Below are 14,175 nucleotides of genomic sequence, written 5' to 3' on the forward strand. Positions count from 1 at the left end.
GCAATGCTCAGTGCGCGGCGGCCGCGAATCCGAGATAGCGTTGGTGCAGTGCATTGACCTGCACGGCGAGCGCAGCGGGCGTCGTCGCGTCGTTGACGATCACGTCGTCGGCCGCCGCGAGACGGGCTTCGCGCGTTGCCTGCCTCGCGATGATCGCCTCGACCTGCTCGCGCGTGAAGCCGTTGCGCTGCATCACGCGTGCGATTTGCGTTTCCACCGGGCAGTCGACGACGAGTACGCGATCGCTGCGCGCCTTCCAGTTGCCGGACTCGACGAGCAGCGGCACGACGAACATCACGTACGGGCCCTGCGCTTCGCGGGCTTCGCGATCGGTCTCCGCGCGGATCAGTGGATGCGTGATTGCTTCGAGGCGCCGGCGCGCGTCGTCGTCGCTGAAGATCAGTGTGCGCATCTTCGCGCGATCGAGCGAGCCGTCGGTGGCCACGAAGCCGCGGCCGAATGCCTGTTCGATCGCCGGCATCGCGAGGCCGCCCGGCGCGGTGATGCGGTGGGCAATCAGATCGGTGTCGACGAGCGATGCACCTCGCGCGGCGAACAGGTCGGCGACGGTTGTCTTGCCGCTGCCGATGCCGCCGGTGAGTCCTACTGCGAACATGTCAGCCTCCGAGCGCCGCATAGAAAGGGGTACCGAAAAACAGCGTCGCGACGCCGCCTGCCGCGAGGAACGGGCCGAACGGAATCGGCTCCTCGAAGCGCATGCGGCCGCGCCAGGTCGCGACCAGCCCGACGATCGCGCCTGTCACCGCGGCGAACAGCACGACCTGCGGCAGTGCGGCCCAACCCATCCACGCGCCGAGCGCGGCAAGCAGCTTCAGGTCGCCGAAGCCGATGCCCTCGATGCCGCGCAACCATTTGAACAGCCAGTAGATCGACCACAGAAACAGGTAGCCGGCGATCGCGCCGATCACGGCCGAGCGCAGCGACGTGAACGTACCGCCGAGGTTCAGCACGAGCCCCGCCCAGAGTAGCGGCAGCGTCATCGAGTCGGGCAGGTAGCCGGTGCTGATATCGATTGCGCTCATCGCAAGCAGCGCGGCGCACAGCGCGAAGGCGGCAAGCGCGGCGACGGTCGGGCCGAACGCCGCGAGCGAGCCGGCGGCGAGCAGCGCGCATGCGAGCTCGACGAGCGGATAACGGATGCCGATCGGGTGGCTGCAGCGCCGGCAGCGCCCGCGCAGCATCAGGTAGCTGACGACCGGGATGTTTTCCCATGCGCGCAGCACGTGACCGCAATGCGGGCATGCGCTGCGCGGGCCCCACAGATCGTAGCGCGGCGGATAACCGTCGTCGGGGGCGGCGTCGGTGTTGCCGGTCGCTTCGGCGATCTCGGCCTGCCACGCGCGCTGCATCATCACCGGCAGCCGGTGCACGACCACGTTCAGGAAGCTACCGACACAGAGACCGATGACGACCGCGAACGCATACTGCAGCGCGGGCGGCAGCATCGCCAGCGCGAGTAGCGTACTCTCGGGCGAATCGGGAACGGCGGACAGGGGCGCTGGCGTCATGAGGCTCAAGGTTCGGACTAAAAGGCGACAGAATCGGTTGCGATGCTACACCACGTTGCCGAGCTGAAGGATGGGCAGATACATCGCGATCACGAGGCCGCCGACGAGTGCGCCCAGCACGATCACGATCAGCGGTTCGCCGAGCGCGGCGAGCGTTTCGAGACGTGCGTCGAGCTGGCGTTCGCATAGCGCGGCGATGTCGGCGAGCATCGTGTCGAGCGCACCGGTCTCCTCGGCGACGGCGATCGGCTGCACGACGTCGTCGGGAAAGCAGCCGGCCGACTGCATCGCGTCGGCGAGACGCGCGCCGCGCAGCACACGTGCGGCGATGTGCGCGGTGGCATGCTCGAACACCGGATGGCCGGCCGTGCGCTCGAGCGTGGCGAAGGCGTCGGCAAGCGGCACACCGGCGCCGAGCAGCGTGGCAAGCGAGCGGCACCATCGGGCGACCGCGAACCGCCCGAGCGCGCTGCCCGCGAGCGGCGCGTGCAGCAGGTGCCGTGCGACCGCGTGGCGCAGCGGTGCCGACCGCCGAAGCGCTTGATGTGCGGCAAGCCCCGCTGCCGCGGCACCGGCAACCAGCACGCCACCCCACGCCGACAGCGCGGAGGACATCGCGAGCAGCGCGCGGGTCGGCGCGGGCAGTGCGGCGCCGAACCCGTCGAACATCTGCCGGAACGTGGGTACGACCCACACCATCAACGCAGCCGAGATCGCGAGCGCGAACAGGATGACGGCCGCCGGATACGCGAGCGCGGCGCGCAGCTTGCGCCACTGCGCGTCGGCGCGCTCGCGGTGTTCCGCGACCCGTGTCAGCACGATGCCGAGCGAGCCGGATGCTTCGCCGACCTCGATCAGCTGGCGATACAGCGTGCCGAATTGGGACGGATAGCGTGCGAGCGCGTCGGCGAAGCGGCGCCCGCCGACGATCTCGCGGGCGAGGCCCGCCGCGATGCGCGGCAGGCCGTCGCGCGTACGCGTACGCGCGAGCATCTCGAGCGACGGCGCGAGCGGCAGCCCGGCTTGCAGCAGGCTCGCGAGCTGGCGCGTGAAGCGCGTGACGTCCCGTGCGCCGGCCGTCGGCGGCCGGGCCGGCCCGCGGACATCGAGCGACAACACCGCGATGCCGTCGCGCGCGAGCGTGGCGCGTGCACCGGCGGCGTCGAAGGCAATGACACCCCCGCGGCACGGCGTGCCGTCGCGGCGGCGGCCGCGCCACGCGAAGCGGGTTTCGCGCGGCGGCGTGCGCATGCTCATGCCACGGGTGTCGCGGCGACGGCTTCCGCGATGCTCGTCGTGCCGTCCCGGACACGCGCGAAGGCCGCGTCGCGCAGACTGCGCACGCCTGCGGCCGCCGCGCATTGCGCGAGTTCACCGACGCTCGCCCGCGCGACGATGCGCTCCGCCAGCTCGGGAGAAACCGGCATCGTCTGATGCAGGCCGATGCGGCCACGATAGCCGATACCGTGACACGCGGAACAGCCCCGCGCGACGAACGGCCGCCATCCGCCTGCCAGGGCCGCGGGGTCGCAGCCGGCTTCCCGCAGCACGCGCGCCGGTGCGTCCGAGTGCGCGCGGCAGGCGGTGCAGAGCCGCCGGACGAGACGCTGCGCCGTGACGAGGTGCAGCGCGGCCGCCAGGTTGTACGGTGCGACGCCGATGTCGAGCAGCCGCGCGACGGCTGCCGGCGCGTCGTTCGTGTGCAGCGTCGACAGCACGAGATGGCCGGTTTGCGCAGCCTTGATCGCGACGTCGGCGGTCTCCGCGTCGCGAATCTCGCCGACCATGATGATGTCCGGATCCTGCCGCAACAGCGCGCGCAGCGCGGTCGCGAAGGTGAGCCCCGCCTTTTCGGCGACACCGACCTGGTTGATCCCGTCGAGCTGGATCTCGGCGGGATCCTCGACCGTGCAGACGTTGTGCGCATCGCGATCGAGCATCTGCAGCGCGCAGTAGAGCGACAGCGTCTTGCCGCTGCCGGTCGGGCCCGTGACGAGCACGAGGCCATGCGGTGCGCGTATCGCGGCCTCCATCGCGGCCGCCTGCTGCGCGTCGAAGCCGAGGCGGGCGAGCGTGAGATCGGGCGGCAGCGTGTCGAGGCGCCGCAGCACGATCTTTTCGCCGAACAGCGTGGGCAGCGAGCTGACCCGGTAGTCGCCGCGCGTGCCGCCGTCGATCGAGATGCGCAACCTGCCGTCCTGCGGGAGCCGCCGCTCGGCGATGTCCATGCGCGCGAGTACCTTGATCCGCGTGACGAGCGCGTCGCGCAGATGAACGGGTGGCCGCGCATGTTCATGCAGCACGCCATCGATGCGCAGGCGGATACGCCAGCCGGCTTCGAACGGTTCGACGTGGATGTCGGACGCGTCGCGTACGCGTGCCGCGTGAAGCGTGTCGGTCAGTAACCGCACGGCCGGTGCATCGTCGAGCTGGGCCGCGTCGAGCGCGCGTGGCGCGGCGGCGGGCGACGCGTCGGCGGGGAGGGGCGGCTGCGTGCGCAGTGGCGCCCCGGGAGGAGGGAAGTGCATGTGAGCCGGCACGTTGGCCGCCTGTTGACCGTGACCTGCAGATGGTCGCGCGTCGCGGGCGGCGCCGGCAGTCGGCCGTTCGGCTAGCGCGTGGCGGCGCGTGCGGTGCGCGCGCCGCTGCGCGGCTTGAAGATCTTGACGGTGCGCACGGCCTGATCGTCGCTGCGCATCACCTCGAGCATCACGTCGCCGATTTTCACGCACACGTCGTCTTCCGGAATTTCCTCGAGGATTTCGAGAATCAGCCCGTTCAGCGTCTTCGGCCCGGTGGTCGGCAGCTTCAGGTGCAGCCAGCGGTTCAGCTCGCGCAGCGGCATGCTGGCGGAGACGATGCATTCGCCGTTCTCGTCCCAGCCGCCAGCACGTTCGCTGCGCGGCATCGACGTCGTGAATTCGCCGATCAGTTCCTCGATGATGTCTTCGGGCGTGACGAGCCCTTCGAGCTCGCCGTACTCGTTGACGACGAGCGCGGTACGCTGCCGCGATTCCTGGAAATACTGGAGCTGCTGGACCACCGGCGTGCCCGACGGCACGTAGTACGGCTCGGCGAGCAGCGAGCGCAGCGTCTCGCGGTCGAAATCCTGGTTGTGCAGCGCGGTGAGCGTCTTGCGCACGTGCAGCACGCCGAGCACCTTGTCGATGTCGCCTTCGTAGACGATCAGGCGGTTGTGATAGCAGGTTTCGAGCTGATGCAGGACGTCGTCGAGCGGCGCGTAGAAGTTCAGCGACTCGATCTGGCGGCGCGGCACCATCACGTCGTCGACCGTGATGTTCTCGAGGTCGAACAGGTTGAGCAGGATGCTGCGGTGCTTGGTCGGCATGAAACTGCTCGACTCGAGCACGATGGCGCGCAGCTCGTCGGCCGACATCCGCTGGTCGCGGCCCTTCTTCGTATTGATGCGCAGCACCCACAGCACGCCGTTCGCGAGCGCGTTGACGAACCAGACGAGCGGCTTGAACACGCGCATCAGCGGCGCGATCACGAGGCTCGCGGGCAGTGCGATGCGTTCGGGGAAGGTCGCGCCGACGATCTTCGGCGCGATTTCCGCGAACACGATGATCAGGAACGCGACGATGCCGGTCGCGATCGACAGCGCGAGGTTGTTGCGGCCGAACGTATGGAGCGCGAGCGACGTCGTCAGGACCGGAATGATCGTGTTGAACAGGTTGTTGCCGATCAGGATCACGCTGAGCAGCAGGTCAGTCCGCGTCAGCAGGCCCTGCGTGGTTTTCGCGCCGAGCACGCCCTGGCCGGCGAGATGCTTCAGCCGATGGCGGTTGAGCGCCATCATCGCGGTCTCGGAAATCGAAAAAAAGCTGGAACAGAGAAGAAGCAGGAAGACGGCGCCGATTTGCGCCCATAAGGGAATTTGGTCCACGCGTCGGAAAGGGCAGTGAAGGACAGGGATGGAGGGAATATAGCAGAGGCCGGCGACCGCGATGTGTCGTGCGCGACACGATGGGTCCGCTGCGGCCGGACAAAAAAAAACCGTGCACGCAGTGCACGGTTTTTCACAAATCTGGTCGGGGTGAGAGGATTCGAACCTCCGGCCTCTACGTCCCGAACGTAGCGCTCTACCAGGCTAAGCTACACCCCGATTTGTACTCTTCCGATTTCGCAGTCTTTTTCAAGACCGCTGCGTCGTCGAGCAAGAACGTAACTATAACGACGTTTTTTCGAAAATGGAATACCTTGGCGAAGAAAATTTTCGAGACGGGTGATTGTCCCGTGTCGAACATGCGTCGTCACGGCGGTGGCGACGCATGCGATGCGCTCAAGACTGCCGCGACGTCGAGTACGAGCACAGCTCGAGCAGGCTTTCCTTATAGATCGAATCGGGGAATGCCGCGATCGCTGCCGCTGCCGCCTGCGCTTCCTGGCGCGCGCATTCGAGCGTGTGATCGAGCGCGCCCGAGCGCGTGATCGCTTCGAAAATCGTGTCGAAGCGATCGGTGCCGCCCTGTTCGATCGCCTCGCGAGCAAGCGCCGACTGTTCGGGCGTGCCGCGTTCGATCAGATAGATGAGCGGCAGCGTCGGCTTGCCTTCGCGCAGGTCGTCGCCGGCATTCTTGCCCATTGCCTCGACGGTGCCCGCATAGTCGAGCCAGTCGTCCATGATCTGGAACGCGGTGCCGATCCGGCGGCCGTATTCGGCGGCGGCAGCCTCGGTCGGCGCATCGGCGCCCGAGAGCACCGCACCCAGGCGCGCCGACGCCTCGAACAGCTTGGCCGTCTTGTAGCGGATCACCTGCATGTAGCGCGTTTCGTCGACGTCCGCGTCGTGCATGTTGAGGAGCTGCAGCACCTCGCCTTCGGAAATGATCGTCGTCGCTTCGGACAGAATCTCCATCACGCGCATCTTGCCGACGCCGACCATCATCTCGAACGAGCGCGAATAGAGGTAATCGCCTACCAGCACGCTTGCCGCGTTGCCGAACAGCGCATTGGCGGTCTGGCGGCCGCGGCGCAGCTCGGATTCGTCGACGACGTCGTCATGCAGCAGCGTGGCCGTGTGGATGAACTCGACGACGGCAGCCAGCACGTGCCGCTGATGCGACGTTTCGCCGAGCGCGCCGGCGACGAGCAGCAGCAACGCCGGACGCAGCCGCTTGCCGCCCGCGCCGATGATGTACTCGGCGATCTGGTTGATCAGCAGCACGTCGGACGCGAGGCTTTGCCGGATAACGCGATTCACCTGCTCCATGTCGCTGGTGATCGGAGCGAGCAGGTGGGCGGCGCTGAGGGTGGGGGAGGCGGTGGACGACGACATGATGATGGAATTGGGTGATGCCGCGGATTATAAGTCGAATCCGCGATATCCCGGTCTGTCGGACGCGCCGCGGCCATGATTTTGGCCGTCCGGCCGAGGCCCGTGCGCGGTAATCGTCGATCGGTTTTGACTTCGGTGCTAACCCCATGTATAATCACGTGTTTTCCGCGCGTGGTGTGCGGAAAATTTGGATCCAGAGTGAGGTTCTCAATGTACGCGGTCATAAAAACCGGCGGCAAGCAGTACAAAGTTGCCGTTGGCGAAAAACTCAAAGTAGAACAGATACCGGCTGACATTGACGCTGAAATCACGCTCGACCAGGTTCTCGCAGTGGGCGAAGGCGAATCGATTAAGTTCGGTACGCCGCTGGTCAGTGGGGCTTCCGTCAAGGCCACCGTTGTGTCGCACGGTCGTCATGCCAAGGTCACCATCTTCAAGATGCGTCGCCGGAAGCACTACCAAAAGCACGGCGGCCACCGCCAGAACTACACTGAGCTGCGCATCGACGCGATCAACGCGTAAGCGCCTCGGTAAAGGAGCAATCAGATGGCACACAAAAAGGCAGGCGGCTCTTCCCGGAACGGCCGCGACTCCGAGTCGAAACGTCTCGGCGTGAAAGTGTACGGCGGCCAGGCAATCAATGCCGGCGGCATCATCGTGCGTCAGCGCGGTACGCGCATGCACGCAGGCGAGAACGTCGGCATGGGCAAGGATCACACCCTGTTCGCGCTGGTCGACGGTCACGTGAAGTTCGCGACGAAGGGCGCGGACAAGAAGCATCTGGTCATCGTTGTCCCGGCGGCTGCCTAAGTTTATTTAGGCACCAAGGGCTTCGTAGCCGAAAGGCCCCGCAGTCTTCGCGGGGCCTTTTTTTATTGGGTCGCCGGGCGCATGTGCGTGCCGGCGACCGTCGCGTGACCGGCGTACGATCGGCCGAACGGCAGATTGTTCAAGCGCACCGGCGCGCGGCACAATAGCGGAAATACTGGGCGGAGTGACGAATGAAGTTCATTGACGAAGCACGAATCGAAGTCATCGCCGGCGACGGAGGCGATGGCAGCGCTTCGATGCGCCGCGAGAAATTCGTCCCGTTCGGCGGGCCGGACGGCGGCGACGGCGGCCGGGGCGGTAGCGTCTACGCGATCGCCGACCGCAACATCAACACCCTGATCGACTACCGTTACGCGAAGAAGCACCTGGCGCGCAACGGCGAAAACGGTCGCGGCTCGGATTGCTACGGCAAGGGCGGTGACGACGTCACGCTGCGCATGCCGGTCGGCACGATCATCAGCGACATGGATACCGGCGAGCTGATCGCCGACCTGACCGAGCACGACCAGCAGGTGATGCTCGCGCAGGGCGGCTCCGGCGGGCTCGGCAACCTGCATTTCAAGTCGAGCACGAACCGCGCGCCGCGCCAGAAGACGGACGGCAAGCCGGGCGAACGGCGCATGCTGAAGCTCGAGCTGAAGGTGCTCGCCGACGTTGGCCTGCTCGGCATGCCGAATGCGGGCAAGTCGACGTTCATCTCGTCGGTGTCGAACGCACGGCCGAAGATCGCCGACTACCCGTTCACGACGCTCGCGCCGAATCTCGGCGTGGTGCGCGTCGGCCCGAGCAAGAGCTTCGTGATTGCCGACATCCCTGGGCTGATCGAGGGCGCCGCCGAAGGCGCGGGCCTCGGGCATCAGTTCCTGCGCCACCTGCAGCGCACCGGCGTGCTGCTGCATCTGGTCGACCTGGCCCCGTTCGATGAAAGCGTCGATCCGGTCGCGGAAGCGACCGCGATCGTCGGCGAGCTGCGCAAGTACGACGAGGCGCTCTTCGAGAAGACGCGCTGGCTGGTACTCAACAAGCTCGACATGGTGCCGGAAGACGAGCGCAAGGCGCGCGTCGCCGATTTCCTCGACCGCTTCGGCTGGGACGGCCCCGTGTTCGAGATCTCGGCGCTGACGGGCCAGGGCTGCGAAGCGCTGTGCTACGCGATCTACGACTACCTGTCCGAACATTCGGACGCGCATCGTGCGGCGGAAGCGGAAGATCTCGCGGCGGACGTGCGTTTCCGCGATGCGCCGCCGCCCGCGGACGGCGGTGCAGCGCCGGGCGACGACGCCTGAGCGGTTCCGGAACGCGCCGGGCGTGCCGCCCGGCGTCGGCCAATCGCGCCCGGCCGGGCAGGCATCAGATACAGGAGACAGTGCAGGATGCGTTCGATCATCGCGGATTCGAAGCGATTGGTGGTGAAGGTGGGTTCCAGCCTCGTGACCAACGACGGCAAGGGGCTCGATCATGCTGCAATCGGCCGCTGGGCGGCCCAGATCGCTGCGCTGCGCGCTCAGGGCAAGGAAGTCGTGCTCGTCAGTTCGGGGGCGATTGCCGAAGGGATGCAACGGCTCGGCTGGAGCAAGCGGCCGCGGGAAATCGACGAGCTGCAGGCCGCTGCCGCAGTCGGCCAGATGGGGCTCGCGCAGGTCTATGAGAGCCGCTTCACCGAGCACAACATCCGCACCGCGCAGATCCTGCTCACGCACGCCGACCTGGCGGACCGCGAGCGTTACCTGAATGCGCGTTCGACGCTGCTCACGCTGCTGCGGCTCGGCGTCGTGCCGATCATCAACGAGAACGACACGGTCGTCACCGACGAAATCAAGTTCGGCGACAACGACACGCTCGGTGCGCTCGTTGCGAACCTGATCGAAGGCGATGCGCTGATCATCCTGACCGACCAGACGGGGCTGTTCACGGCCGATCCGCGCAAGGATCCGAACGCGACGCTCGTCGCCGAGGCCAATGCGGGCGCGCCGGAACTCGAGGCGATGGCGGGCGGTGCGGGTTCGAGCCTCGGCCGCGGCGGGATGCTGACGAAGATCCTCGCGGCGAAGCGTGCGGCGCATAGCGGCGCGAACACGGTGATCGCGAGTGGCCGGGAGTCCGACGTGCTCGTGCGTCTGGCGGCCGGCGAGGCGATCGGCACGCAATTGATCGCACGTACCGCGCGGATGGCAGCGCGCAAGCAGTGGATGGCAGACCATCTGCAGGTGCGCGGCCATGTCGTGATCGATGCCGGCGCGGTCGAGAAGCTGACGGCTGGTGGCAAGAGCCTGCTGCCGATCGGCGTGATCGACGTGCAGGGCGCGTTCGCGCGCGGCGAGGTGATCGCGTGCGTCGGCCCTGACGGGCGCGAAGTGGCGCGCGGGCTCACCAACTACAGCAGCGCGGAGACGAAACTGATCCACCGCAAGCCGAGCGGCGAGATCGAGGCCGTGCTCGGCTACATGCTGGAGCCCGAACTGATCCATCGCGACAACCTCGTGCTGGTGTGACCGCCGGCTGCGGTTTCGGCAGTCAAATAAAAAAGCCCGCATCACGCGGGCTTTTTTCATGCGGCGGGACGGGCGTATGGCCCGCACCGCGCGCCGTCAGCGCAACTGCGTCATCGCGGTGCGGTGAAACCGGATGTTCTCCAGGATTTGCTGGGTCGAGCCCTGCGGCATCTTGTTCGAGCAGAAGTAGTCCTGGTAGAGCGACGAGTGGTAGGCATTCAGTTCGCCGTTCTCGATGCGCTGCCAGTCGTTTTCGACCGTGCGGTCCCAGCCGTCGTGATCCGAATTCAGGCCGGCGTACTGTCGCCATTCATACGTGTCGCAGCGGATGCCTTCGTAGTTCACGTTGCGCGCGCCGGCCGGGCTCGTGATGACGACCGCGTAGCGCACGACGCCGTCGGTGCCGACCGCGAGCGACTTCGCATCGACGAAGAACTTGAGCGGCGTGTTCTGCGATACGCTGAACGGCAGCAGGTCGCCCGCTTGCGGCAGCGGCGGCAGCGTGTCGACCGCGTTTTCCTTCCAGTTGCCCTGACGGTCCAGCAGATACACGAACTCGCTGTCATCCTTGTTGGTCGGCGTCTTCGAATTCGCGCAACCGGCCAGGGTGGCCGCCGCGGCAATCGATGCGAGCGCGAGAGCAATCGCTTTCAAAATGCATTCCTCGTAAAAAAAGGGCGCGACACCAAGGTCGCGCCCGGTCATGCAGTCCGACTCGTTATTTGCCGACGATCACGCGGGGCGGCATCTCGTCCAGCGTGCCCGCTTCCACTTCGATCTCCGAACAGACTACCGATGTGTCGACAATCGTCAACGTCTGCTGGGCCTGTACGCCGATGACGCGCGGATAGCGCGACAGGCGCGGGCCACGCGGCTTCTCGGCTCGCTGCGCCGGGCGGCGCAGGAAGCGCGACAGTTCCGTCAGCGCCAACTGATAGACATCCCGCTTGAACTCGATTACCGCATCGAGCGGCACCCAGTACTCGTTCCAGCGCCACGCATCGAACTCCGGGTGATCGGTCGCGCGCAAGCAAATGTCGCAATCGCGTCCGACCATCCGCAGCAGGAACCAGATCTGCTTCTGGCCGCGGTAATGACCGCGTACTTCGCGTTTGATGAACTTGTCAGGCACCTCGTAACGCAACCAGTCGCGCGTGCGACCGATTATCTTGACGTGTTCCGGATGCAGGCCCGTTTCCTCGTGCAATTCCCGGTACATCGCCTGCATGGGGGTCTCGCCGTACTTGATCCCACCTTGAGGAAACTGCCAGGAATGCTCGCGGAGCCGCTTGCCCCAAAACACCTCGTTGCGCGCGTTCAAGAGGATGATGCCGACGTTCGGGCGAAAGCCTTCACGATCCAGCATACAACCACCTTCGAATCCTTTAAAATTGCTTTGATTATAAACAGATAACGGGCGCTGCGCACCGTGACGGAGCGAATCCGCGCGGGGTGTGCCGGTTGAATTGTCCCTGATTGGTCTGCTAAGTCATCTGCGCCATCGTCGTTCGTCGCGCGCAGCTTTTTCACCTTGAAACTTTTTCGGGCGCCCCGCCTGGGGGCGCCGTTTTTGGAACCGTCCGCATGAAAGCTTCCCGTTTCTTTATCGGCACCCTGAAAGAAGCACCCGCCGACGCAGAGATCGTCAGCCACAAGCTGATGGTACGCGCCGGCATGATCCGTCGCGTCGCCGGCGGCATCTATAACTACCTGCCGGTCGGCCTGCGCTCTATTCGCAAGGTCGAGGCGATCGTGCGCGAGGAAATGAACCGGGCGGGCGCGATCGAGCTGCTGATGCCGGCGGTGCAGCCGGCCGAACTGTGGCAGGAATCGGGCCGCTGGGAGCAGTATGGCCCCGAGCTGCTGCGCTTCAAGGACCGCAAGGACAACGATTTCGTGATCGGGCCGACGCACGAGGAAGTCATCACCGACATCGCGCGCAACCAGATCAAGAGCTACCGGCAGATGCCGGTGAACTTCTACCAGATCCAGACGAAGTTCCGCGACGAGATCCGTCCGCGCTTCGGCGTGATGCGCGGCCGCGAATTCATCATGAAGGACGCGTACTCGTTCGACAAGGACGCGGCGGGCCTGAACGAGTCGTATCGCAAGATGTACGACGCGTACGTGCGCATCTTCACGCGCCTCGGCCTCGAATTCCGCGCGGTCGCGGCCGACAGCGGCTCGATCGGCGGCAACTTCTCGCACGAATTCCACGTGATCGCCGATACCGGCGAGGACGCGATCGCCTACTGCCCGACGTCCGAGTTCGCGGCGAACATCGAGGCAGCCGAAGCGCTGCCGCTGATTGCCGAGCGCGCGGCGCCGGCCGAAGCGATGGAGAAGGTCGCGACGCCCGGCAAGGCGAAGTGCGAAGCCGTCGCCGAACTGCTGGCCATCCCGCTCGAGCGCACGATCAAGTCGATCGTGCTTGCGACCGACAACGAAGGCGCCGAGCCGACCATCTGGCTCGTGATGCTGCGCGGCGATCACGACCTGAACGAGATCAAGGTGTCGAAGCTGCCGGGCCTGAAGAACCACCGCTTCGCGACCGAGCAGGAAATCGTCGAGTGGTTCGGCACGCCGCCGGGCTATCTCGGCCCGGTCGGCACGAAGAAGCCCGTGAAGGTGATCGCGGACCGCACGGTCGCGAACATGAGCGACTTCGTCGTCGGCGCGAACGAGGTCGACTATCACATCGCGGGCGTGAACTGGGGCCGCGACCTGCCCGAGCCGGACGTCGCCGACGTGCGCAACGTGAAGAAGGGCGATCAGTCGCCGGACGGCAAGGGCGTGATCGACATCTGCCGCGGTATCGAGGTCGGCCACGTGTTCCAGCTCGGCACCAAGTATTCGGAGGCGATGGGCGCGACGTTCCTCGACGAGTCGGGCAAGCCGCAGCCGATGCTGATGGGCTGCTACGGCGTCGGCGTCACGCGTATTCTCGGTGCGGCGATCGAACAGAACTTCGATGACAAGGGCATCATCTGGCCCGAGTCGATCGCGCCGTTCGAGGTCGTGCTGTGCCCGATGGGCTATGACCGCAGCGACATGGTGCGCGAGTCCGCCGACAAGCTGTACGCGGAACTCTCCGCGGCCGGCATCGACGTGATCCTCGACGATCGCGGCGAGCGCCCGGGCGTGATGTTCGCCGACTGGGAGCTGATCGGCGTGCCGCATCGCCTCGTGATCGGCGAGCGCGGCCTGAAGGAAGGCAAGATCGAGTACCAGGGCCGCCGCGACGCCGAAGCGACGCTGCTGCCGGCCGATGAGGCCGCGGCGACGGTCGCGGAGAAGATCCGCGCCGCGCTCGCACGCTAAGCACGGCGACCGGGGGACACGATGGAATACACGTTCCTGTCGGCCACCGTGCTCCTCGTGCTGATCACCGATCCGCTCGGGAACATCCCGCTGTTCATTTCGGCGATGCGGGATGTGCCGCGCGAGCGGCGCGTGAAGCTGATCCTGCGTGAAGTGGGGATTGCGTTCGTGATCCTCCTGTTCTTCATGGTGGTCGGCGACCGCTTCCTGCGGATGATGAGCCTCACCGACCTGTCGTTGCGGCTCGGCGGCGGGATCGTGCTGTTCCTGATCGCGCTGCGGATGATCTTCCCGCATCCGGACGGCGCGCTCGGCAGCGATCCGCGCGCGGGCGGCGAACCGTTCATCGTGCCGCTCGCGATTCCGGCGCTCGCCGGGCCGTCCGCGCTGGCGACGGTGATGCTGCTGACGTCGCAGGCGCCGGGCAAGATGTTCGAGTGGGTCGGCGCGCTGACGGTCACGATGATCGTCTGCGCGATCACGCTGGTCCTGGCCGAACGGATCCAGCAGTGGCTCGGCGAGCGGACGGTCGCGGCGTTCGAGCGGCTGATGGGCCTCGTGCTCGTCGCGATTTCGGTCGAGATGCTGCTGGCCGGCATCCGCGCGTTCGTGCACCAGTTATAGCGCGGGCGGCATCCGCGCGAAAAAAAGCGGCGCTCCGGGAAACCGGAGCGCCGCTTTTTATTTATAGGGCGGGCAGGGC

Annotated in this window: 14 protein-coding genes and 1 tRNA gene; 6 read left to right on the plus strand and 9 right to left on the minus strand. The window is 66.2% G+C overall.

What is annotated here, in order from left to right:
- Nucleotides 1-7: 7 nt before the first annotated feature.
- The 7 genes from coaE to H3H55_RS02625 form a co-directional block, all read right to left on the minus strand.
- Entirely contained in the window at nucleotides 8-616 is a 609-nt protein-coding gene (gene coaE / locus H3H55_RS02595; RefSeq protein ID WP_193097581.1) for a dephospho-CoA kinase, read from the minus strand.
- Between the two features lies 1 nt (nucleotide 617).
- Nucleotides 618-1,529: a prepilin peptidase gene (locus H3H55_RS02600; protein ID WP_193097582.1), complete on the minus strand. Its 912-nt coding sequence runs from the start codon at nucleotides 1,527-1,529 to the stop codon at nucleotides 618-620.
- 45 nt (nucleotides 1,530-1,574) lie between these two features.
- Complete coding sequence (locus H3H55_RS02605; RefSeq protein ID WP_193097583.1) at nucleotides 1,575-2,786, minus strand: type II secretion system F family protein; 1,212 nt, start codon at nucleotides 2,784-2,786, stop codon at nucleotides 1,575-1,577.
- Nucleotides 2,783-4,057 carry a GspE/PulE family protein gene (locus tag H3H55_RS02610; RefSeq protein WP_193097584.1) on the minus strand — a complete coding sequence of 425 codons (1,275 nt, stop codon included), beginning with the start codon at nucleotides 4,055-4,057 and terminating at the stop codon, nucleotides 2,783-2,785. The genes H3H55_RS02605 and H3H55_RS02610 overlap by 4 nt, the downstream gene beginning before the upstream one ends.
- Before the next feature lie 83 nt (nucleotides 4,058-4,140).
- Nucleotides 4,141-5,436, minus strand: a complete 1,296-nt coding sequence (locus H3H55_RS02615) for an HlyC/CorC family transporter (RefSeq protein ID WP_193097585.1) — start codon at nucleotides 5,434-5,436, stop codon at nucleotides 4,141-4,143.
- Nucleotides 5,437-5,578: 142 nt separating this feature from the next.
- Nucleotides 5,579-5,655 (minus strand) — tRNA-Pro (locus H3H55_RS02620).
- Between the two features lie 177 nt (nucleotides 5,656-5,832).
- Nucleotides 5,833-6,828 (minus strand): polyprenyl synthetase family protein, encoded by a 996-nt coding sequence (locus tag H3H55_RS02625; protein ID WP_129513649.1) that lies wholly within the window; start codon nucleotides 6,826-6,828, stop codon nucleotides 5,833-5,835.
- A gap of 210 nt (nucleotides 6,829-7,038) precedes the next feature.
- Between H3H55_RS02625 and rplU the strand changes: the two genes are divergently transcribed.
- The 4 genes from rplU (at nucleotide 7,039) to proB (ending at nucleotide 10,151) form a co-directional block, all read left to right on the plus strand.
- Nucleotides 7,039-7,350 (plus strand): 50S ribosomal protein L21, encoded by a 312-nt coding sequence (gene rplU, locus H3H55_RS02630; RefSeq protein ID WP_006025184.1) that lies wholly within the window; start codon nucleotides 7,039-7,041, stop codon nucleotides 7,348-7,350.
- Between the two features lie 24 nt (nucleotides 7,351-7,374).
- Complete coding sequence (gene rpmA / locus H3H55_RS02635; protein WP_006476999.1) at nucleotides 7,375-7,638, plus strand: 50S ribosomal protein L27; 264 nt, start codon at nucleotides 7,375-7,377, stop codon at nucleotides 7,636-7,638.
- A 191-nt stretch (nucleotides 7,639-7,829) separates the two neighbouring features.
- Entirely contained in the window at nucleotides 7,830-8,945 is a 1,116-nt protein-coding gene (gene obgE, locus H3H55_RS02640; protein ID WP_193097586.1) for a GTPase ObgE, read from the plus strand.
- Nucleotides 8,946-9,032: 87 nt separating this feature from the next.
- Entirely contained in the window at nucleotides 9,033-10,151 is a 1,119-nt protein-coding gene (proB, locus tag H3H55_RS02645; protein WP_048251144.1) for a glutamate 5-kinase, read from the plus strand.
- A gap of 96 nt (nucleotides 10,152-10,247) precedes the next feature.
- Here the strand turns inward: proB and H3H55_RS02650 are convergent, their stop codons facing one another.
- Both H3H55_RS02650 and H3H55_RS02655 read right to left on the minus strand, forming a co-directional pair.
- Complete coding sequence (locus tag H3H55_RS02650; protein ID WP_193097587.1) at nucleotides 10,248-10,856, minus strand: CNP1-like family protein; 609 nt, start codon at nucleotides 10,854-10,856, stop codon at nucleotides 10,248-10,250.
- Nucleotides 10,857-10,869: 13 nt separating this feature from the next.
- Entirely contained in the window at nucleotides 10,870-11,517 is a 648-nt protein-coding gene (locus H3H55_RS02655; protein ID WP_129513651.1) for an RNA pyrophosphohydrolase, read from the minus strand.
- Nucleotides 11,518-11,735: 218 nt separating this feature from the next.
- Here H3H55_RS02655 and H3H55_RS02660 point away from each other — a divergent pair, with 218 nt between their 5' ends.
- Together H3H55_RS02660 and H3H55_RS02665 are read left to right on the plus strand one after the other, a co-directional pair.
- Nucleotides 11,736-13,472, plus strand: a complete 1,737-nt coding sequence (locus tag H3H55_RS02660; protein ID WP_193097588.1) for a proline--tRNA ligase — start codon at nucleotides 11,736-11,738, stop codon at nucleotides 13,470-13,472.
- Nucleotides 13,473-13,493: 21 nt separating this feature from the next.
- Entirely contained in the window at nucleotides 13,494-14,096 is a 603-nt protein-coding gene (locus H3H55_RS02665) for a MarC family protein (protein ID WP_129513653.1), read from the plus strand.
- The last annotated feature ends 79 nt before the right edge of the window (nucleotides 14,097-14,175 follow it).

Origin of the sequence: Burkholderia sp. Z1, assembly GCF_014893795.1 — a bacterium.
GTDB lineage: Bacteria > Pseudomonadota > Gammaproteobacteria > Burkholderiales > Burkholderiaceae > Burkholderia > Burkholderia theae.